Annotated in this window: 18 protein-coding genes; 9 read left to right on the top strand and 9 right to left on the bottom strand. The window is 60.4% G+C overall.

Features of this window, described 5'->3' with window-relative positions; translation table 11 throughout:
* Window positions 1-56: 56 nt before the first annotated feature.
* The gene (gene dnaN / locus GV035_RS24480; protein ID WP_159837505.1) at window positions 57-1160 is read right to left on the bottom strand and encodes a DNA polymerase III subunit beta; all 1104 of its coding nucleotides are present in this window, start codon (window positions 1158-1160) and stop codon (window positions 57-59) included.
* A 274-nt stretch (window positions 1161-1434) separates the two neighbouring features.
* Complete coding sequence (gene dnaA, locus GV035_RS24475; RefSeq protein ID WP_159837503.1) at window positions 1435-3003, bottom strand: chromosomal replication initiator protein DnaA; 1569 nt, start codon at window positions 3001-3003, stop codon at window positions 1435-1437.
* Between the two features lie 424 nt (window positions 3004-3427).
* On the opposite strand from dnaA, the gene rpmH reads away from it, so the two are divergent.
* The 4 genes from rpmH to yidC are packed head-to-tail and all read left to right on the top strand — an operon-like array spanning window position 3428 to window position 6193.
* A complete protein-coding gene (gene rpmH / locus GV035_RS24470; protein WP_004198824.1) occupies window positions 3428-3562 on the top strand; it encodes a 50S ribosomal protein L34 in 135 nt (44 codons plus the stop codon).
* A gap of 10 nt (window positions 3563-3572) precedes the next feature.
* The gene (gene rnpA, locus GV035_RS24465; RefSeq protein WP_442859587.1) at window positions 3573-4130 is read left to right on the top strand and encodes a ribonuclease P protein component; all 558 of its coding nucleotides are present in this window, start codon (window positions 3573-3575) and stop codon (window positions 4128-4130) included.
* A 57-nt stretch (window positions 4131-4187) separates the two neighbouring features.
* Window positions 4188-4517, top strand: a complete 330-nt coding sequence (gene yidD, locus GV035_RS24460; protein WP_236572707.1) for a membrane protein insertion efficiency factor YidD — start codon at window positions 4188-4190, stop codon at window positions 4515-4517.
* Window positions 4518-4525: 8 nt separating this feature from the next.
* A complete protein-coding gene (gene yidC / locus GV035_RS24455) occupies window positions 4526-6193 on the top strand; it encodes a membrane protein insertase YidC (protein WP_159837499.1) in 1668 nt (555 codons plus the stop codon).
* A gap of 122 nt (window positions 6194-6315) precedes the next feature.
* Here yidC and GV035_RS24450 read toward each other — a convergent pair whose 3' ends face one another.
* Window positions 6316-6810, bottom strand: a complete 495-nt coding sequence (locus GV035_RS24450) for a hypothetical protein (protein ID WP_159837497.1) — start codon at window positions 6808-6810, stop codon at window positions 6316-6318.
* A 181-nt stretch (window positions 6811-6991) separates the two neighbouring features.
* Window positions 6992-7408: a transcriptional regulator gene (locus GV035_RS24445; protein WP_159837495.1), complete on the bottom strand. Its 417-nt coding sequence runs from the start codon at window positions 7406-7408 to the stop codon at window positions 6992-6994.
* A gap of 300 nt (window positions 7409-7708) precedes the next feature.
* Here GV035_RS24445 and mnmE point away from each other — a divergent pair, with 300 nt between their 5' ends.
* Window positions 7709-9097, top strand: coding sequence for a tRNA uridine-5-carboxymethylaminomethyl(34) synthesis GTPase MnmE (mnmE, locus tag GV035_RS24440; RefSeq protein WP_159837493.1), 1389 nt, complete (start codon window positions 7709-7711; stop codon window positions 9095-9097).
* 6 nt (window positions 9098-9103) lie between these two features.
* Here the strand turns inward: mnmE and GV035_RS24435 are convergent, their stop codons facing one another.
* Complete coding sequence (locus GV035_RS24435; protein ID WP_159837491.1) at window positions 9104-9574, bottom strand: SgcJ/EcaC family oxidoreductase; 471 nt, start codon at window positions 9572-9574, stop codon at window positions 9104-9106.
* A complete protein-coding gene (locus GV035_RS24430) occupies window positions 9571-10197 on the bottom strand; it encodes a LysE family translocator (RefSeq protein WP_159837489.1) in 627 nt (208 codons plus the stop codon). The genes GV035_RS24435 and GV035_RS24430 overlap by 4 nt, the downstream gene beginning before the upstream one ends.
* A 396-nt stretch (window positions 10198-10593) precedes the next feature.
* Between GV035_RS24430 and sap1 the strand changes: the two genes are divergently transcribed.
* Window positions 10594-10938 (top strand): surface attachment protein Sap1, encoded by a 345-nt coding sequence (sap1, locus tag GV035_RS24425; RefSeq protein WP_159838191.1) that lies wholly within the window; start codon window positions 10594-10596, stop codon window positions 10936-10938.
* Window positions 10939-11146: 208 nt separating this feature from the next.
* Window positions 11147-11698: a YaeQ family protein gene (locus GV035_RS24420; RefSeq protein WP_159837487.1), complete on the top strand. Its 552-nt coding sequence runs from the start codon at window positions 11147-11149 to the stop codon at window positions 11696-11698.
* A gap of 3 nt (window positions 11699-11701) precedes the next feature.
* On the opposite strand, the gene GV035_RS24415 is transcribed toward GV035_RS24420, so the two are convergent.
* Window positions 11702-12109 carry a VOC family protein gene (locus GV035_RS24415; RefSeq protein ID WP_159837485.1) on the bottom strand — a complete coding sequence of 136 codons (408 nt, stop codon included), beginning with the start codon at window positions 12107-12109 and terminating at the stop codon, window positions 11702-11704.
* A gap of 807 nt (window positions 12110-12916) precedes the next feature.
* On the opposite strand from GV035_RS24415, the gene dcm reads away from it, so the two are divergent.
* Both dcm and GV035_RS24405 read left to right on the top strand, forming a co-directional pair.
* Window positions 12917-14182: a DNA (cytosine-5-)-methyltransferase gene (gene dcm / locus GV035_RS24410; protein ID WP_159837483.1), complete on the top strand. Its 1266-nt coding sequence runs from the start codon at window positions 12917-12919 to the stop codon at window positions 14180-14182.
* On the top strand, window positions 14182-14634 hold the full coding sequence (locus GV035_RS24405) for a very short patch repair endonuclease (protein ID WP_159837481.1): 453 nt from the start codon (window positions 14182-14184) through the stop codon (window positions 14632-14634). The genes dcm and GV035_RS24405 overlap by 1 nt, the downstream gene beginning before the upstream one ends.
* A 228-nt stretch (window positions 14635-14862) precedes the next feature.
* Here the strand turns inward: GV035_RS24405 and GV035_RS24400 are convergent, their stop codons facing one another.
* Both GV035_RS24400 and GV035_RS24395 read right to left on the bottom strand, forming a co-directional pair.
* A complete protein-coding gene (locus GV035_RS24400; protein ID WP_159837479.1) occupies window positions 14863-16377 on the bottom strand; it encodes an MvaI/BcnI family restriction endonuclease in 1515 nt (504 codons plus the stop codon).
* A 481-nt stretch (window positions 16378-16858) separates the two neighbouring features.
* Window positions 16859-17365 carry a hypothetical protein gene (locus tag GV035_RS24395; protein ID WP_159837477.1) on the bottom strand — a complete coding sequence of 169 codons (507 nt, stop codon included), beginning with the start codon at window positions 17363-17365 and terminating at the stop codon, window positions 16859-16861.
* Window positions 17366-19241 lie beyond the last annotated feature (1876 nt).

Below are 19241 nucleotides of genomic sequence, written 5' to 3'. Positions count from 1 at the left end.
CTTAAAAACGCCAAAGGGGCGAGCCGCCCCTTGGAGTGTCTTCGGTGTCGTACGCGTCAGATGCGCATCGGCATCACCACGTATTTGAATTCCTCATTCTCAGGAATGGTGATCAGCGCGCTCGAATTCGCGTCGCCGAGCGCCACCTGAAGCGTGTCGACCTTCAGATTCGCGAGCACGTCGAGCAGATACGTGACGTTGAATCCGATATCGACGGTATCGCCCTGATACGCGATTTCGAGTTCTTCCTGCGCTTCTTCCTGATCCGCGTTCGTCGACATGATCTTGAGCTGGCCCGGTTCGACGAGGCAGCGCACGCCCTTGAACTTGTCCGAAGTCAGAATGGCCGCGCGCTGGAGTGAACGCTGCAATTCCTCACGGCCGATCTCGAACGTGTTCTTGTGCGACTTCGGAATCACGCGCTGAAAGTCGGGGAACTTGCCCTCGACCAGCTTCGACACCAGTTCCACCTGGCCAAAAGTGAACTTCACCTGCGTCGCGGCGATGTCGATTTTCAGCGTGTCGTCGATGTCTTCCAGCAGGCGCTGCAGTTCCAGAATGGTCTTGCGCGGAATGATGACTTCCTGACGCGGAAACGCGCCTTCGATCTTCATGGACGAGAACGCGAGGCGGTGACCGTCGGTGGCGACCGCCATCAGCTGGTCGCCGTCCACCACGAGCAGCATGCCGTTCAGGTAGTAGCGGATGTCCTGCTGGGCCATCGCGAAATACACCATGCCGAGCAGCTGGCGGAACGTCTTTTGCGGAACTGAAAGGCTTGCGCCGAAGTCAGTAGCCTGGTTGACCGTGGGGAACTCGTCCGCGGCGAGCGTTTGCAGCGCGAAGCGGCTCTTGCCCGAGCGCACGGTAAGGCGCTTGTCGGAGAGGTCGAGCGCGACTTCGCCGGCGGGCATGGCGCGCAGGATATCGAGCAGCTTGCGCGCGGCGACGGTGGTGGCGACCTGATCGCTGCCGACGCCGAAATCGGCGCGCGTGGTGATCTGAAGTTCGAGGTCCGTCGAAAGGAACGACACGTCCGCGCCGTTCTTGGTGATAAGCAGATTGGCGAGGATAGGCAACGTATGGCGGCGTTCTACGATACCGCTCACGGTTTGCAGCGGCCTTAGAAGATTATCTCGTTCGGTCTTGACCAGTTGCATAGAGTTCCTTCATTGATGTGACGGCCTGTCCGGGCGGTTCGCCACCGTGGCGCCACCGTTCGCCCGCCGGACAACCTCGTAACACGCGTTGCCGGCCCCCCGCCGGTCACTCGCGAAAGCTTGCGCTCCAGAACCGTCCAGGCCAACGGACGGCAAACCTGTATTGTGCCTGAAAACAGCACGGCTCCCCAGAAATTGGGGGCGTTTTCGCCAATAAACAGGCCCGCACGCGCAACAATCGACGCCTGCCGCCGCGCGCCGCCCGGCGGCTTCGTCAGCCCTTGAGCGTCTGTTCCAGCACGTGGAGTTCGTGGTTCAGCTGCGCGTCGTTGCCGCGCTCGGCGGCAATCTTGCGCACCGCGTGCAGCACGGTCGTGTGGTCGCGGCCGCCGAACAGTTCGCCGATTTCGGGCAGGCTTTTCTGCGTCAGTTCCTTCGCCAGATACATGGCGATCTGACGCGGACGCGCGATGTTGGCCGGCCGCTTTTTCGAATACATGTCGGCGACCTTGATGTTGTAGAAATCCGCGACCGTCTTCTGAATGTTCTCGACCGAAATTTGCCGGTTCTGCACCGTCAACAGGTCTTTGAGCGCCTCTTTGGTCAGCTCGATCGTGATGTCGCGGCCATGAAACTTCGAGTACGCGAGAATCTTGCGCAGCGCGCCTTCCAGTTCGCGCACGTTCGAACGCAGGTGCTTCGCAACGAAGAACGCCACGTCTTCCGAGAGGCTCACGCCTTCGGAAATCGCCTTGCGCATCAAGATGGCGACGCGCATTTCAAGTTCCGGCGGCTCGATGGCGACCGTCAGCCCCGAGTCGAACCGCGAGATCAGGCGATCGTCGATGCCGGAAATTTCCTTCGGATACGTGTCGCTCGTGATGATGACCTGAGCCTTGTTCGCGACGAGCGCCTCGAACGCGTAGAAGAACTCTTCCTGTGTGCGCGACTTGCCCGAGAAGAACTGAATATCGTCGATCAGCAGCAGGTCGAGCGAGTGGTAGTAACGCTTGAAGTCGTCGAATGCCTTGCGCTGGTACGCCTTCACCACGTCCGACACGTACTGTTCCGCGTGAATGTAGCGGATGCGCGCGCCGGCCTTGTCCATCAGCAGTTGGTTGCCGATGGCGTGGATCAGGTGCGTCTTGCCGAGGCCCACGCCGCCATATAGAAAGAGCGGGTTGTACGAGATGCCCGGGTTGTCCGCGACCTGAATGGCCGCCGCGCGCGCGAGCTGGTTCGCCTTGCCGGTCACGAAGTTGTCGAACGTGAGCACGGGGTTGAGCTTCGAGCGTTCGTAGGCGGAATCGTTTTCACCGCCCGCCGAGGGCGCGCCGCCCGGCCGCCACGTGCGCCGGCCGGCGGCGGCTTCGTTAGCGTCGAGGCTCGGAAGGTCGAGGTCGACCTGTTCTTCATGCGTGGCTTGCGCCTGCTGCGCCGCCTCGGCGGCGAGCGCGTTGACGTGCGCGGTCGCGTTTGCATGCGCGACGACCGAAGGCGCGGCCGGCGCCGCAGCCGGCGCGGGCGGACGCGGCGGCGTGACGCTCGCTCGCGGCGCGGCGTTCGGCGCGCCGCCGACCGCGCTGCGGGCGGTCGCTTTCGGATCGAGAACGAATTGCACGTCGATGGACGCGCTGAAGAACTCGCGCGCCACGTCGGCGATGCGTCCGGAGAACTGGCTCTTCACCCAGTCGAGCTTGAAGCGGTTCGGCGCGGCGATGCGCAGGGTGCTCGCGTCGGCATCGAAGTCGACCGGGGTCAGCGGCTTGATCCACGTGACGTACTGCTGAGGCGTGAGCTCGCGCTCCAGCAGTGCGGAACAGTGTTCCCAGAAATCGTTCATCGAGTGCGGTCGTTATGGTTGCTGCGCGCACCTGCGGCCATGCTTGCCGCCCGCGTCCGATTACGTCCGATGGGTCGGCAAGTCCCGGCACGGCCAAGCAGGTATGCTCCGGAGGCTTACGCCGCAAGGATTTGCGGGCGAACGGCGGGCCGAAGCAGCGGGCGGATATTTGGGAGTAAGGCGAGATTCTAACGCCAAACCTTCGCGGCGCGCGAGTTATCCACAGGGTCAAATCACCGCTCCATCGGCGGCCGAAAGACGCGGGTTTCACCGTCGCGGGACGCTAAACTATTGACGGTCAATAGGAAAACGGTTTAAATAGCGGGTTCCGCGAAAACAGAATTCCTGAACCTCCGGCCATCGTGCTTGCAGTGACCACACTGGAGCCAAGCCCGCGCGGTCTATCAACTCAAGTGAGAGCACCATGAAACGTACTTACCAACCTTCCGTGACCCGCCGCAAGCGCACCCATGGCTTCCGCGTTCGCATGAAGACCGCCGGCGGCCGCAAGGTCATCAACGCTCGCCGCGCGAAGGGCCGCAAGCGCCTGGCTATCTAAGACAAGCCCGGTGCTGCTCGCAGCCGCGTCGCGTTCGGAACCGGGCGCATTAGAGGGTGGCGAGCCGCTTGCCGAGCGCCGCACAGAAGTCTTGAAACAGGACATCGTCGAATTGCCGGCGTCGGCCGCGTTCCCCAAGGCCGCAAGGCTGCTGAAAACGGATGAGTTCTCATCCGTTTTTCGTTTGCGCCCCTGGCGGCGTTCGCCGCACTTCGTGCTGTACGGCAAGCCGACGGGCAACGAAGCACGGCTCGGGCTCGTGATCGGCAAGAAGCAGGCGCCGCGGGCGGTCACGCGTAATCTGATCAAGCGGCTTGCGCGCGAGGCGTTTCGGCTGCGTCGCGAGCAGTTGCGCGGATTCGACATCCTCGTGCGGCTGCACGCGAAAATCGACCGCAAGACGATGCCGAGCGCCAGTTCGCCGCCGCTCGGCGCGTTGTACAGCGGCGAACTGGAAGTACTCTTCGACCGTGCCGTGCGCGAAGCAGCGCGCCGCGCGGCCGAACCCGTGGCGGCGCCGCCTTCCGCGCCCGCCGTCGACGATTCATCCGGCCCTTCCGGGTCATGAAGCGCGGGCCGCGTCGGTGTGTCTCTCACGGCAGACCGGGCGCGCAGCGCGAAGCTTATGCAAACGGCACTCATCGCGTTGTTGCGCTTCTACAAGCTTGCCATCAGCCCGCTGCTCGGCAACCGGTGCCGCTTTTACCCTTCCTGTTCCGACTACGCGCGCGAGGCAATCCAGTATCATGGCGCCGCGCATGGCACGTATCTCGCCGCAAAACGGCTTTGCCGCTGCCATCCCTTTTCGGCGGGCGGCGTCGATCTCGTTCCGACACCGTCCCAAGCCTCCGGTTCTCGATCCGCGTCCACGCAGGTTGGTAGCCCGGCTGCAGGTTCCGCCCCAGAAAAGCATTCACCACTAAACGGCGCAAACGCGCTTACCGATCGACACTGAGACAACGCATGGATATCAAACGCACCGTCCTATGGGTCATCTTCTTCGTGTCAGTTGTCATGCTGTTCGACAACTGGCAGCGCGACCATGGGCGCCCGTCGATGTTCTTCCCGAGCGCGACGCAGCCGGCCAAGACCGCCAGCAACCCGGCACCGGGCTCGGCCGCGCCGGGCGCGCAGCCATCGGAACTGACGAACGCGCCGGCCGGCGCCGCGCCGGGCACCTCGACGCCGCCCGCCACGGCGGCTTCGCAGCTCGTCAAGTTCACGACGGACGTGTATTCGGGTGAAATCGACACGCGCGGCGGCACGCTCTCGAAGCTCTCGCTGCTGAAAGAAGGCGACGGCAAGCAGCCGGACCTGTACATCACGCTCTTCGACCACACCGCGAACCACACGTACCTCGCGCGCACGGGCCTGCTCGGCGGCGACTTCCCGAATCACAACGACGTCTTCACGGCAGTGCCGGGCCAGACGTCGCTGTCGGGCGACGCGAAGACGCTGACGCTCGCGTTCGAATCGCCAGTGAAGGGCGGCGTGAAGGTCGTGAAAACGTACACCTTCACGCGCGGCAGCTATGTGATCAACGTCGATACGAAGATCGAGAACGTCGGCAGCGCGCCGGTCACGCCGAAGCTCTACATGGAACTCGTGCGCGACAACACGCCGGTGGAGACGCCGCGCTTCTCGCACACGTTCATCGGGCCGGCGGTCTACACGAATCAGAAGCACTTCCAGAAGATCGATTTCAGCGACATCGACAAGAACAAGGCCACGTTCGAGTCGTCCGCGAACAATGGCTGGATCGCGATGGTGCAGCACTACTTTGCGTCCGCGTGGATTCCGAAGGAAGGCGCGCAGCGCGATATCTACGTGCAGAAGATCGATCCGAACCTGTACCGCGTCGGCGTGCAGCAGCCGGTGCAGACCATCGCGCCGGGGCAAAGCGTGACGGTCGATGCGCGTCTTTTCGCCGGTCCGGAAGAAGAGCGCATGCTGGAAGGCATCGCGCCGGGTCTGGAGCTGGTGAAGGACTACGGCATGGTGACGATCATCGCCAAGCCGCTCTTCTGGCTGCTCGAAAAGATTCACGGTTTCGTCGGCAACTGGGGCTGGGCGATCGTGCTGCTGACGCTGCTCATCAAGGCCGTGTTCTTCCCGCTGTCGGCGGCGAGCTACAAGTCGATGGCGCGCATGAAGGAAATCACGCCGCGCATGCAGCAGATTCGCGAACGCTTCAAGAGCGATCCGCAGAAGATGAACGCGCAGTTGATGGAGTTGTACAAGACCGAGAAGGTGAATCCGTTCGGCGGCTGTCTGCCGGTCGTGATCCAGATTCCGGTGTTCATCTCGCTGTACTGGGTGCTGCTGTCGTCGGTGGAAATGCGCGGCGCGCCGTGGATCGGCTGGATTCACGATCTGTCGCAGCAAGACCCGTATTTCATCCTGCCGGTGTTGATGGCCGTGTCGATGTTCCTTCAAACGAAGCTGAACCCGACGCCGCCGGACCCCGTGCAAGCCAAGATGATGATGTTCATGCCGATTGCGTTCTCGGTTATGTTCTTCTTCTTCCCGGCGGGCCTTGTGCTGTATTACGTGGTGAACAACGTGCTGTCGATCGCGCAGCAGTACTACATCACGCGCATGATGGGACAGCGGAAGAAGAAGGTGGCTTGAGGTTTTAGGTCCGCTGGTTTGAATGTGGGAACGCCCGGCTTTGCCGGGCGTTTTGTTGTGCGCGATGAGCATGAGCGCACTGCGCCTGCAGATGCGACAGGTCGCTTACCGCACCGCGTCTTTTACGACTCGTTGTTACGCTGCGATGCGTTGCCAGAAAGACGGTCACTGAGTCGTTCATCTAGCCTGCGTAGCTTGGCCAGAACGAGGTGCGCGGCTGCCGTTGCCTCACGAATATCCCGACGAAAGGCGTCCTCCTGCTCATAGCCCCGGAACGCCGGTAAGGTTTCGGCCGCCTCCGGCCGGGCCGAGACGTAGGGCTTTATGTCTTCGCCGTCCAGCAGCATCTTCCCCCGGTGGCCGAAAAGCATGGTCAACGATCTTCGATTCCTTCCTCGCGGCATCGTCTTGGCATCGAACCAATTCTTCACGGTCGTAGGGGTTACGCTCGCCTGCGGGTCCGCATGCTCCAATGCGCAAACGAGGTCATCCGGATGTCCGACGCGGAAGAGGTTCTGTTTGTAATAGGGCACGTCGCGCTGGATGGTGTCGGCCACATCTGCGACCAGCAGCCATAATCCTCGTGCGAAAGCTTGTTTTGTACGATTGGTCGCCATGCAGATAGTGTCGTAAACATTCCGGTCCGCGTTTCCGCGTTCGAACTTGCGGCTTCAAATTCGAATCTGCGTTCGCAGTCGGACCGGCCGGAAGTCCTTGCAGCGCAAGCCTTCCTGTTCTTCAACGGCGCAAGATACATCCCGCGAGCCAAATCGAAAAATTTGGTTGCAGCGTGCGGGCCTACCGCTTCATCGCCCCATAGAACTGGTCGATGAGCTCCTCGAGCAAATACCGATGATGCGGCGAAAGCGCCTCGATCTTCGACGCAAGTTCGAGCGTGTCCTCCGATGCCGGATACTTTTCGTCGCGTGCGAGCGGTTTCGGCGTGGTCTGCGTGCTGCCGCTCGGCGGCGGTCCATAATGCAGCCAGTGAAGATCGACTTTCAGCCACTCGGCGAGCGTCTGAAGCTTGTCGGTTGTGGGGATCGAGCGTCCTGTGAGCCACTTGTGCGCAGTCTGCGGAGATACCGGCTCGCCGCGATAGCGCAGATTGAACTTGTTCGCGAGATCGGTCGCGCCTCGCATCCGTTCCGGGGCACGCGCCATGGAAAATTTGAGCCGTTCTGAGAAATCGGCCTTCTCTTGCTGTGTTGGCATGCATCGGATTGTGCAAGGGAATCGCTGCCTGGAAGTCAACCGGTCGCGCTAGATCTGGCGCGCCGCTGGCGACGTTTAACTTGTTCAAGCAAGCCAATTGCTTGCCGAAAGACAACGAGATGAACGCAAGAATGCGTATCGCGTCTGCACCGGTGACAACTCGGCGCGCGTCCCGCGCCCGCAAAGCCCGAACCGCAATCGTATCTTGTTTAAGATAATGCAAGAATCATCCTAACGGATGCTGCGAGAACACGCGCGATACAATGCCGGCTCCCCGACGCCACCGCCCCGACCCCCGCCATGCTGACCAATGACACCGATCCGATCGTCGCAATCGCTACCGCGCCGGGGCGCGGCGGCATCGGCGTCGTGCGGCTTTCGTTCGGTCGCGCGGGCGAGGCAGCCGCTCAGCAGGCGATGCGCGCGCTATGCGGCCAGCCGCTCGCGCCTCGCCACGCCAGCTACGTGCCGTTCGTCGACGCCAACGGCGAGGCGCTCGATCGCGGCATCGCGCTGTACTTTCCCGCGCCGCACTCATACACGGGCGAACACGTGCTGGAGTTGCAGGGCCACGGCGGGCCCATCGTGCTGCAACTGCTGCTGCAACGGGCGATCGAAGTGGGCGGCGACTTCGGCCTTCGGCTCGCGGAGCCGGGCGAGTTCACGCGCCGCGCTTTTCTCAACGACAAGCTCGATCTCGCGCAGGCGGAAGCCGTCGCCGATTTGATCGAAGCCAGTACCGAGGCCGCGGCGCGTTCCGCGGGCCGCTCGCTGGAGGGCGCGTTCTCGCGCGAGATTCACGCGCTCGTCGAGGACGTGATCACGCTGCGGATGCTCGTCGAGGCGACGCTCGATTTCCCGGAAGAAGAGATCGACTTCCTGGAAGCCGCCGACGCTCGCGGCAAGCTCGTGCGCATCCGCGAACGCCTGGAACGCGTGCTCGCCGACGCCCGGCAAGGCGCGCTCCTGCGCGAGGGAATGTCCGTCGTGCTGGCGGGGCAGCCGAACGTCGGCAAATCGTCGCTTTTGAATGCGCTCGCCGGCGCGGAACTGGCGATCGTCACGCCGATTGCGGGCACCACGCGCGACAAGGTCGCGCAGACGATCCAGGTCGAGGGCATTCCACTGCATATCATCGATACCGCCGGGTTGCGCGAGACCGAAGACGAGGTGGAGCGCATCGGCATCGAACGAACGTGGGTTGAGATCGAGCGCGCGAACGTCGTGCTCCATTTGCTCGATGCTCGCACCGGGATGACGCCGGACGACGAGTCGATCGCCGCCCGCTTTCCGCACGGCGTGCCGGTCGTCCGGGTGCTGAACAAAACCGATCTCGCTGGCGCGCCCGCCGCCGTGCTCGGTGGCGACGGCAATGCGCGGGAAGTGAACCTTTCCGCCAAGACGGGCGACGGCATCTCCCTGCTGCGCGACGAGCTATTGAAAATTGCCGGTTGGCAGGCGGGCGCGGAAAGCGTGTACCTGGCGCGCGAACGGCACTTGATCGCGCTGCGCGCGGCCCGCGAGCACCTTGCGCTCGCCGCGGAGCACGCCAGCCAGCAATCGCAGGTGCTCGATCTCTTTGCCGAAGAATTGCGGCTCGCGCAGGACAGCCTCAATGCGATCACCGGCGAATTCACGTCGGATGATCTGCTCGGCGTCATCTTCAGCCGCTTCTGTATCGGGAAGTAAGCGTCGTCAGACGGCGCGCGGCTCTCCCAATTCGCGTAATTCGGCCGTGAGTTTCTCCACCTCATCCGGCCGTCCGTGGAAAGCTGCGGGCGTGTTCTGAAACATCTCGATCACGTACGCTCCGTCGCGCAGGGAAAGCACGAGCGTCTGCACGGCATTGAAGCGCGGATCGAGTGCCCGTTGTCCGCGCGGCCACATGCCGGCTACGGCGCGCAGCAGCAGCGTCTGCCCGGACGCAATGCGCCGGACCTCGCGCACCTTGCCGACGAAAAGCGGCGTCGGATGCTCCGCGAAAATCGGCTCGAGATGCGCCTCGATGCACGCGCGACCGTCGATCATGCTGCCATCGAAACCGACGAGGCTGCCTCGCTCGGCGAAGCGCGCGGCCATTGCGACGGCGTCCCGCCGGTTCCAGTCGTCGAGCAGCGCGACGTAGACACGTCGCGCGCTTGCTATCCAGTCGTCGACTTCGATCATGCTGCTCTCTTCCACGCCGCCGCGAATACGCCAGCGCCCATCAGCAACGCGCCGCCGGTGCGGTTCACGGCGCGCTGCACCGAAGGCTTGCGGATGGCGCGGCGCGCTCCCGAAGCGAGCAGCGCATAAGCAAACGCGTTCGCCGCCGCGAGGCCGACGAATGTGGCTTCGAGAATGGCGATCTGCGAAACGGTCGCCGCATGCGGATCGACGAACTGCGGCACGAAGGCGACGAAGAAGATGATGCTTTTAGGATTGAGCGTCGTCACCGCGTAGGCGTGCGCCATGATGCGACTCGTCCGCAGGTCGCCGCTCGGCTTGACGGCGTCCGTATCGACGACGGGCGCGCGCCACAGCTTGATGCCCAGATAGAACAGATACGCCGCGCCGACCCATTTGACGGCCATGAAGAGTTCCGCCGAAGCCGCGAGCAGCACGCCGAGACCGAGCATGGACGCGGTCATGGCAGTCAGGTCGCCCAATGCGACGCCGAGCGTCGTCGCGAGCGCGTATTTGCGGCCGTGACCGAGCGCGTACGAGACGACGAGCAGTACCGTCGGCCCGGGAATCGCCACGAGAATCGCCGAAGCGATCGCGAACGGCAGCCATTGAGCGAGCGTCATTCCGCACCTCCTGTTATCGATGCCGTCGATTTATCCACGAACCGCCGCGCGAGGCAATAGGCCGTTCGGCCAGCTTCCCAAGTCGTTCGCGGACTGCTATGCGCGTCTCGCGCTGACGGATGAGAACCGCTCGTGCGATGCACCAAACGACGCACGAGACAAAATGCCGCACATGCGCGTCCTTTCGACAAATTCATTTTCGCTTTCGCCGATTAACCGATAAATCGTGGTCGAAACGAACACGTGTAATCCCGAGATAAAAACTGGGACACTGCGTCTTGTTGCAATCGCACACAACATGTGCTTGCAACTCGACGCAACCCATCTAGTATGAGTTCGCGAAACGGCTTTTATATATGCGGCTAATGTCGCGGCTTTCGTCCGGAGGCTCTATTGATGAAGAAACGCGCTCATGCTGTCTTCGCCGTGTTGAGCTTGGCTGTCGCGGTTTCTGCGGCATACGCGCAGGACAGCGCGCTTCAGCCGCAACAGACATTCAAGTTCAGACCCAATTCTTATGGCTGTTTGTCGAAAGATAAATTCGATTCAGCCGATCAGCACGCGCGAGCCGGCGAGCATCAGCAGATGCAGCAGTTTTTCGAAGGGTATGAGTGCATATCGACTCCGGTGAATTCGCATTTTCGCGTGGTGCGCGTGGTTGGCCACGACGTCGAATTCGTCAATGCCGCGAATAGCGATACTCAAGGCATGTGGACCGCCGATCGCTTCATCGACCAATAAACGGTCGAATATCAGCGCGCGTCAATATCGCGCCTGAAAACGGCGCGGTCGCCCGCTCGGGCTGACTGCGCGATCTCCGCTTCCAATTCCGCATCGATTCGCCGCACAATGACGGGCTTGTCGCGTCCGATGTGCGGCTTTCGCCGTTGCGCCGTGCCGCTTTCCAACTTCCTATGAATCGCCGGTCGCTTTCCGGTGTCATCGCTGCATGGCTCTCAAATCCACCATCTATAAGGCCGATCTCCAGATCGCCGACATGGACCGTCATTACTATGGCGACCACTCCTTGACCATCGCGCGGCATCCGTCCGAAACCGACGAACGCATGATGATTCGCGTCGCCGCGTTCGGCCTTTTCGCCGACGAGCGACTGGAATTCTGCAAAGGGCTCTCCGATACGGACGAGCCTGATCTATGGCAAAAGGACTTCACCGGCCAGATCGAACTGTGGATCGAAGCCGGCCAGCCGGACGAGCGACGCATCGCGAAGGCGAGCGGACGCGCGGACCGCGTGATCGTGATCGCGTATGCGGGAAGGACGGCGGACATCTGGTGGCAAGGCGTGCGCGCAAAGGTCGAGCGCCTGGAGAACGTCACGGTGTGGTCGCTCGCGGACGGCGTCGCGGAGGCGCTTGGCAAGCTGGCCGAACGGACGATGCGCCTGCAACTGACCGTGCAAGATGGCGAGGCATCGCTCGGCAGCGCGACGGTGGATCCGGTGACCATTCGCTGGAACGTGTTGAAGGCGCCGGGTGCTTGATGCTTAGGCTTCGGGCGGTCCTTTGAGCTCGACCATGTTGCCTTCCGGATCGAACAGATATAGCGACGGGCCGAAGCCTTCGGCGCCGTAACGCCGCGCTTCTTCGCCGATGCGCGCGCCGTGCGTCTCGAGGTGCGCGCGCAGCGCGGGGGCATCGAATGGTTCGACGCGCAGGCACAGGTGATCCATGTTGCGGCTGGCGCCCGGCGGGCCGCTCTCCGGCCGGTCGATGGACGCGCCTACCGCGAGTAAATCGATCAGCGAGCGCCCGGCGCGCATCTGCACGAGACCGATATCGCGCTGCTCTTTCTCGACCGCGCAGCCGAGGGCCGTGCGGTAGAAGTGAATCATGGCGTGGAGATCGGCGCAGCGGATTACGACGTGGTCGATTTCGCGGATTTGGATGTGCATGGGCGTCGCTCGCGGGTCGGCGTGAGGAGCAGTGTACGCGGGACGGGGGCTTAAGGTGGACGCGGAAACGAGAAAGGGCTCGGCGTGATGCCGAGCCCTTTGGATTCGTGGTGGGAGGAGGGCTACCAAACAGCCCGCCGAAGCTCCACCGGCTCCCCCGTCAACGCGCCACGGCCTCCGAGGTTACCCCCAATGTTACCCCCGCGACGGTTACGCTCTTTGCGCCGACCTGCGAGCCAGGAAAACCGCAAGCGTGTCTTGCCAGCCATCTTGAAGTCGGGCGCGCCGCATCAAGTTGACCTTGAGGGGCGCGGTAGTCGTCTCTTCGCAACGACCGGTGACGCCCGCTCATCGTGCGATTGGCGCAGCCCCCGCACCTTCCTATCGACAATTTTATGGGTGGTTGCAAATTGTGTAGGAGACGTCGCACATGGTGTTGCTCAACGCGGAGGAGGCGCTATCAAGCCGATGATCCAAAAGGTGGTAGTCGCTGCGTCGGTTGGCCGTGTTAGATCAGTGTCTCGCAAAGCCACCGGACTAGCGCCGCCCTTGGCCTCTCATTAAGAAGCGGTTAGGGCGCTGAGTCCGAGCGGAGAACGCACTCCATAAGCGAGTGGAGACTTACGAATCAGCGGGAGCCACTCACGGTAGCTGAGCAGGTGCTGGCGACGAGCGTCATCCTTTCGCCGTTAGTCCACTAGACTCTGCTCGACGGGTAGCGGTGAGTCTGCGAGATGATCGTGCGAATTCGCTTGGATTTGGGACGAAGAAGGGTCATAATGTCCGCAAAAATACCCAGGGAAGGAAATGCTCGATACTCCGTCATTTGAACTACTAAAACAAGCGCGCGACCGCTACACGCAGCGAGAAATTGCAAATTTCCTAGGAAAAGATGCAAAAACTATTAGGCGGTGGGAGAAGGGTGACATCGCTTGTCCCGCGTTGGTAGAAACGGCATTGCGCGAGATGCTAAGAACCAAAGCAGTCGGAAACAGCCGGAAACAGGAGAGCTTCCGGTTCATCGACTTGTTTGCGGGAATCGGCGGAATCCGAATGGGCTTCGAAGCACACGGCGGCGAGTGCGTTTTCACAAGTGAGTGGAACGACTTCTCCAAGAAGACCTATGTAGAGAATTTCGGCGACCGTCATCCATATGTTGGCGACATCGTGCCATTCCCGGCGGAAGATATTCCCGATCACGACGTGCTGCTTGCAGGTTTCCCGTGCCAGCCGTTCAGTATTGCCGGGGTCAGCAAGAAGAATTCTCTCGGCCGTCCGCACGGCTTCGAATGCTCGACGCAAGGCACGTTGTTCTTCGACGTGGCCCGGATCATCGCGCTCAAACGACCCAAGGCGTTCTTGCTGGAAAACGTCAAGAATCTTGTTTCACACGATAAGGGAAACACCTTCCGGGTGATTTTGGAAACGTTGCGCGAGGAGCTGGGTTATGACGTCCATTTCCGTGTGATCGACGGCCAGCATTTCACGCCTCAGCACCGGGAACGGATAATCATTGTCGGATTTCAAGAGAAAACTGGTTTTTCGTGGGATGACCTAAAGTTGCCATCCGAAGGTCCAAGATTGGGGTCGATTCTACATCGAACAGATGGTAGCGAGCCTTTCCTCCCATGGGATGGCAACCGCTTCTTTGATCCTGATCGCCGCGTCGTGCAACCGAAATTCACCCTCACCGAGAATCTCTGGAAGTACCTCCAAGCGTATGCAGACAAACATCGTGCCGCTGGCAACGGGTTCGGCTTCGGTATGGCATACGCTGATAGCGTGACGCGCACACTTTCAGCTCGATATCACAAGGACGGTTCGGAGATTCTTGTGTCGCAGGGAGCACGAAAGCGCCCCCGAAGACTAACCCCTCGTGAATGCGCACGATTGATGGGTTTCCCTGACACATTCAAGATTCCCGTAAGTGATACACAGGCTTACCGCCAGTTTGGAAACAGCGTGGTGATGCCGGTTATGCAGGAAGTGGCGCGCATTATGTTGCCGCATATCGAGTCGCTGGTGGGGAAGGCACGGGACGGCATTTCCTTTAGTCTGCCGCTATTTGCCTGATGGTCGACGTAGTCGATAGTGCAACTCGCAGTAGGATGATGTCCGGCATCGGTGGACGCAACACGAAGCCGGAACTCCTGTTACGTAGTGCGCTTCATCGCCGGGGCTTCAGATTCCGTCTTCATGTACCTGATCTTCCTGGAAAGCCTGATATTGTCTTTCCTAAACGTCGTGCCGTAATTTTCGTCCACGGGTGTTTTTGGCACGGGCACGAATGTCCTCGATTTAAATGGCCTCAAACCCGCGCCGATTTCTGGAGACAGAAGATCTCTCGGAATCGGCAGAACGACGAAAAAGCAGTCACTTCCCTACAGGCTGACGGCTGGCGCGTCGCTGTCGTCTGGGAGTGCAGTTTGAGGGGTAAGAAACAGAAAATCGAAAGCACAGTAAAAGTCGTCAGCGATTGGCTTTGCAGCAACGATAGAATGATGGAACACCCAACTGCAGTATGAAAGGCGCGAGAAGGCAAGTCATCCGCTCAACGGCGGCTACTAGCCCGCCCTTCATCAAGCCGGTGGGAGCGAGCTCCACCGTTCTTTGAAGGATAGACGAAGTGCCCAAGGATCCCTTGCCAACAGCGACACACGGCCAAGCGAGCTAACCGCCCAAGGCCAGATTTGCCAACGCCGGCATTGTTCAAACCTTGGCATCTCGTTCTGCGGTGTTGGACACGCCGTCGCTCACGCCCCCAACGTTAAGATCATTTCACCTCGCGGAAGTGGGTCTTGCGCATGCTGCGAATCCAAGCTTGCATCGTGCCCCAGCAAGCGACCCTGTACCTCTGGTGTAGCTAAGAGATCACGGAATTCCACTCGCGTATATAACGCGGGTGCAGCCTTTGTAATGTCATTGACCCTCCATTGAGAGCGGCGTTTGTTTTTGGAAGGATCGGATGTATGCAGCTTTGGTGCAGGATCTAGAAAAATGAGCCCATCGTTGATGGCGTTGAGCATCTGCTCAGCCGACGTCTCGTGACACCACATTACCTTCGATCCGAATGTAACCAAGTACTCGTAGCCTTCAGCATATTCGGATGAACTCGGATTCGTGGCTTTCGTGGCGGGAACGTACACCGTTTCATTATGTTTCGCTCCCCAGCAGTTCATGAGCCGTTCGAGGCTCCAACCCGCGGCGGTGAATCCGTGATCGTCTTCAAGCAAGATCTCGACCGCGTCCATTTTAGAGGTGAGTGGAGTCTTCGGATCGTACGCGAACGGCGTCCATTTTTCGTTTTCCATCCGGTATTCTCGAACCTTGAGAGTGAGGCCAGACTTCGACGAGCGCACATTGGCTTTGTGAATCCCGGTCAGCCGATAGTTTCCTTCACCGTCCAAATACCCAAATCTGCGCATGAACTGCCCAAAATTCTGCGCGTAGAGACCTAGATCCGGCTCGGGCGTGAAGAGCGTCACCTTCAGCTGTGTATGCGCCTTCAACTCGATGCCGAAAAGATCACCATCCTTTCCGGCGTTCGGGATGATGTCGAGGGCATGCTCCAACGTATAGCCACATACTTGTGTTCCAGAGAAGGGGAGCGTTTTCCCGAAGGTATCTAAGCGGCACCCGCGCATCGGCTTGCCTACAATGCGAGACAGTCGGTCCTCCAGCTTTTTGCTGTTTCCTTGGTCGATCGTGAGTCGTTTGCAAACCTTTGATCGCTCAAAGCCCGGAAGAGAGTTAACTTCCCGAATTAATTTCTCCGAGACATCGAAATAAATCACCGCTCGGCACGCTCCTCCTGGCAAGCGGCCAAGAACCAACAGGCGTTTTGCGTCCTGATTCTCCCGCGTGAATCCCACAGAGAGGCACGCAGGCATTGTGTTATCAATCGATTGGAAACCGGAGAGCCGCGCCTCCGGATATTGCGGATAGACGATTGCCTTCGCGCGTTTTGCCCGTGCCGTCGAGCCGTCTCTCTTAACCCACGCAAAGTCATCGAATAAGGCTTCTGCGATGCGTCGTTCGGGCTGCGACATGTCCTTAGTGCTTGCGCTCGCCCCGCGTTCAGAGAGCGTCATCGCGAATAGATCGAATAGAACGCCAAAATCCGAAGCGATATAGATCTGATTCTTGTCGTTTGCATTCTTGGGCAGAAGTTTCAGTAGTGCTGTCTCGACGCCCATCGACGACGCGAGGCCTACTATGTCGGCTAGGGATTCGGCGGTATGTTCGAATTCCGAGGGGATGATCGTCATTGTTCTGGCCCTTTCGTGGTTGAGGCGATCATCCTATCAAGGGAAATGTTCGAAAGCAATGCGTCGATCTACAAAAAAACTCGCCGCGTGTGCTAGCTATCTGATTTATATGGAAATTTATAGTTTTGCTTGGTTCTTTCGGCGGGCTTTACTAGGCAATTGTTCAGCGCGGAGGGAAGGCCCGCACTAGTTGGCGCCTCTCGTGCACGCCCACGAGCAAACACACGCGCCAACGCAAGGAGGACGGCAGCGGACTTTGGGGAATCGTCGGTGGATAGACGATAGGCGGCAGCAAACCGGCTGCGGAAGCCCCCCAGAGCGACATTCTGTTGCATGCCACTGTAAATAGAAGGAGAAGGCGCTCGGCCGGTTGGCTTGCAGAGGAGCGACGGAATGACTTTGCCTAGCCGAACAAGGCGAGGAGTGTGGTCGCACGCCCGTACCTTTAGGAGCCGACGACGCGTGGCTTAGGAAACGTGCGCTACACGGGAGCGCGGTACGAAAGCACCGCTTCTTTGAGTCTAGTCGATGGCGTCCACAGGTTCCAAAGCGAATGATTGGTTCGATCACTTACGATGTATCGTTCAACCAACGCTTGCAGAAGTCTCTCCTCGAGTGCGGCGACGGTTGCGTCGAGTGTCTTTAAGACTTGTGATCGCTCGTAGCCAACAACATCTGCATTCGCACGTTCCCGTTTAAGCGCGGCGGAATCGACTTCAGCGGCGGCCTCTGCTTTCCGCTGGTGCTCCTGCGCGACGAAGGAGGACAAGTCTCGGGCATCTGCGTCGATAACGGCGAGCCGCAGGACGGACAGCGCCTCGTCTATTTTCCCGGACTGAGCGTCCGCGACAATCTGCGCACGAGCTTGCGCTTTTTCAGCTAGACGCTGGTTGATGGCGGCGATCCTGTTCGCGACCTGTTCACACGCGGCCGTCGCAGCTTTGTACTCTGCTTCAGCGCGCACCAGTGCTGCATAAATATGATCCATACGGGTCAGCTCTCCGGGTTGAGACGTGTAATGAGGATTCTTAAGCGACTTGCCGATGCGTTTGCACGCGCGCGTGCTTCGCTCGTCATCGCTTCATCGACGGTGGCACCTCGTTCCGCATCGCTGCGAGCAACTTGAGCCTCGGACCGCTGTTGTTCCACTTCCAAGCGGCCAATGTCGGCCCGCAGCGATGCGCTATCCGCGCCAGATAGCAGCGTCTCTCGAAGGCGCCGCCGAAGGGTTTCAAGGTCATGCTTCATGGTTGCGATGCGTAGGATTCACCGAGCAGATCACTTGGAAGCTGCCCGCGGAAGTTGATGATGGTCTCGATTCGCGTCGCGTCACTCGGACGGAGCCGCCCGGCATCGAGCGCTTGTCGACACACTTCTCGCACTTGCTCCTCGCTGAATTCGCGGTCGCCAACGCGAATTCGGTAGCCACTTCCAGCTGGCTTCGCTAGTTCTGTCTCCGCGACGCGCTGATCTGCTGGCATTCCAAGGATACGCGCAGCACCTAGTGACATTCTCTTTTGCGACGGGAATGTGGCCACGGCCTTAGCCGCAGGCGATGTTGAGCCCGGCCTTGCTGTCGGCGCGCGCACTGCCGAGGTTTTTGCCGAAACAACGCGACGAGAATTCTCAGGCTGCGCTGACGGGCGAGCATTAACTTCGGCCCGAAGCGCCTCGACCAGTCGGTCAAACGCGCCTTTGCTCACGGCAGGCCCCGCTCTGGAATGCTACGGCCGACGCGCGGACGAGATTTGACCCACTGCTGGACCTCCGTCTGCCTCCACGCGACGGTGCCGGGGGAAATGCGCACAGCGACTGGTATTCGCTGGTGACAAGCAGGCGCTCGAGTGTCGACGACGCAAGCGACGTCATCTCGAGGACCGCCGGTCGACGGATCAGGCATTCTTTTGGTGTAGGCATAGAGGTAGCGCAAGTTGCGATACCTCTATGCTTCCGTCACGACCGCGCGCTGAACACCCATGACGTGTCATGGGGCGCCGAATTTCAGAATTCCGGCGGTCATTTTGGAATCACCTGCTTTTGCAACGAGTTCGAGAATCTGTCGTGACGCGAGGCTAGAGACGTCGAAATGCACGTCCTGCCCGAATGCGCCACCTCAAAACACCCGAAACGCTCGTCATTGCCCCGCCGATGTCCAAAGAGCTTCACGGCATAAAACTCTTCGACTGTGCTCGTCTCCATGCCGCGATATCCACGAACGCATGCGCGCGCAATTACGAAGACGCCAGATATGATTCGTGCGTCGACTGTGCGATCGGCGCCGTTTTACAACGTCAACCTGGGCCGACGGCGGCTTCAGAAGCTAACACGAAGAACGTTCAGCGCGACAACCTCGCGCGTCGGGCAGCTCTGTGCGCAAGTGGCGGAAGTGCATCCGCGCTGCCCTGTGTTCGCTGCGGACATACTGCGGCCTCGAAGAGACGCCTCGTCGGGCGCATGCGCTTTGTCCGAAAATGCCTCTGTGTGAGCTGCTACAACCGCGAGCGCGAAGTTCTTCGCGGTGCGAATGCAAAGGGCGTGCGGCCTCAAAAATGGAGCCACCTACGCCCAGCCAGCATCCAGCTCGAGAAAGACGGGAAGCATTGGGAGGTGAGCATCGGCCTATGTAGCGGCGCGATGGAGGCCCAACGCGTGGCAGAGCGCCGCTGGCCTCGCACGAAAATGGTCGCAGTCCGTTTTGACGAGGAGTTGCTTTCCTTTTGAACGATGTCTTGCGAACCGGCTTCTGAGGGCGTGACCGATCTTCCATGCCGGAGTAACGCCGCGCTTCCGGTTGCGTTGGCAAACGCGACAGCCGCGGGATCGCCGGGGACAGTCCGTACGCAGGGTGAACTAGTGCGCGAAGA

Source organism: Burkholderia sp. 8Y (assembly GCF_902506145.1).
In the GTDB taxonomy this organism is placed as follows: Bacteria; Pseudomonadota; Gammaproteobacteria; order Burkholderiales; family Burkholderiaceae; genus Caballeronia.
Note: the sequence above shows the minus strand (reverse complement) of the source record. Positions and strands in the feature narration are given on the sequence as shown.

Excerpts from the sequence above, each read along its gene's own strand:
- mnmE (WP_159837493.1), top strand. The coding sequence starts at position 7,709 with ATGCTGACCAATGACACCGATCCGATCGTCGCAATCGCTACCGCGCCG.
- GV035_RS24445 (WP_159837495.1), bottom strand. The coding sequence starts at position 7,408 with ATGCCAACACAGCAAGAGAAGGCCGATTTCTCAGAACGGCTCAAATTT.
- dnaN (WP_159837505.1), bottom strand. The coding sequence starts at position 1,160 with ATGCAACTGGTCAAGACCGAACGAGATAATCTTCTAAGGCCGCTGCAA.
- rpmH (WP_004198824.1), top strand. The coding sequence starts at position 3,428 with ATGAAACGTACTTACCAACCTTCCGTGACCCGCCGCAAGCGCACCCAT.
- GV035_RS24435 (WP_159837491.1), bottom strand. The coding sequence starts at position 9,574 with ATGATCGAAGTCGACGACTGGATAGCAAGCGCGCGACGTGTCTACGTC.
- GV035_RS24420 (WP_159837487.1), top strand. The coding sequence starts at position 11,147 with ATGGCTCTCAAATCCACCATCTATAAGGCCGATCTCCAGATCGCCGAC.
- dnaA (WP_159837503.1), bottom strand. The coding sequence starts at position 3,003 with ATGAACGATTTCTGGGAACACTGTTCCGCACTGCTGGAGCGCGAGCTC.
- GV035_RS24450 (WP_159837497.1), bottom strand. The coding sequence starts at position 6,810 with ATGGCGACCAATCGTACAAAACAAGCTTTCGCACGAGGATTATGGCTG.
- sap1 (WP_159838191.1), top strand. The coding sequence starts at position 10,594 with ATGAAGAAACGCGCTCATGCTGTCTTCGCCGTGTTGAGCTTGGCTGTC.
- dcm (WP_159837483.1), top strand. The coding sequence starts at position 12,917 with ATGCTCGATACTCCGTCATTTGAACTACTAAAACAAGCGCGCGACCGC.
- GV035_RS24415 (WP_159837485.1), bottom strand. The coding sequence starts at position 12,109 with ATGCACATCCAAATCCGCGAAATCGACCACGTCGTAATCCGCTGCGCC.
- GV035_RS24400 (WP_159837479.1), bottom strand. The coding sequence starts at position 16,377 with ATGACGATCATCCCCTCGGAATTCGAACATACCGCCGAATCCCTAGCC.
- yidD (WP_236572707.1), top strand. The coding sequence starts at position 4,188 with ATGCAAACGGCACTCATCGCGTTGTTGCGCTTCTACAAGCTTGCCATC.
- yidC (WP_159837499.1), top strand. The coding sequence starts at position 4,526 with ATGGATATCAAACGCACCGTCCTATGGGTCATCTTCTTCGTGTCAGTT.
- GV035_RS24395 (WP_159837477.1), bottom strand. The coding sequence starts at position 17,365 with ATGGATCATATTTATGCAGCACTGGTGCGCGCTGAAGCAGAGTACAAA.
- GV035_RS24405 (WP_159837481.1), top strand. The coding sequence starts at position 14,182 with ATGGTCGACGTAGTCGATAGTGCAACTCGCAGTAGGATGATGTCCGGC.
- GV035_RS24430 (WP_159837489.1), bottom strand. The coding sequence starts at position 10,197 with ATGACGCTCGCTCAATGGCTGCCGTTCGCGATCGCTTCGGCGATTCTC.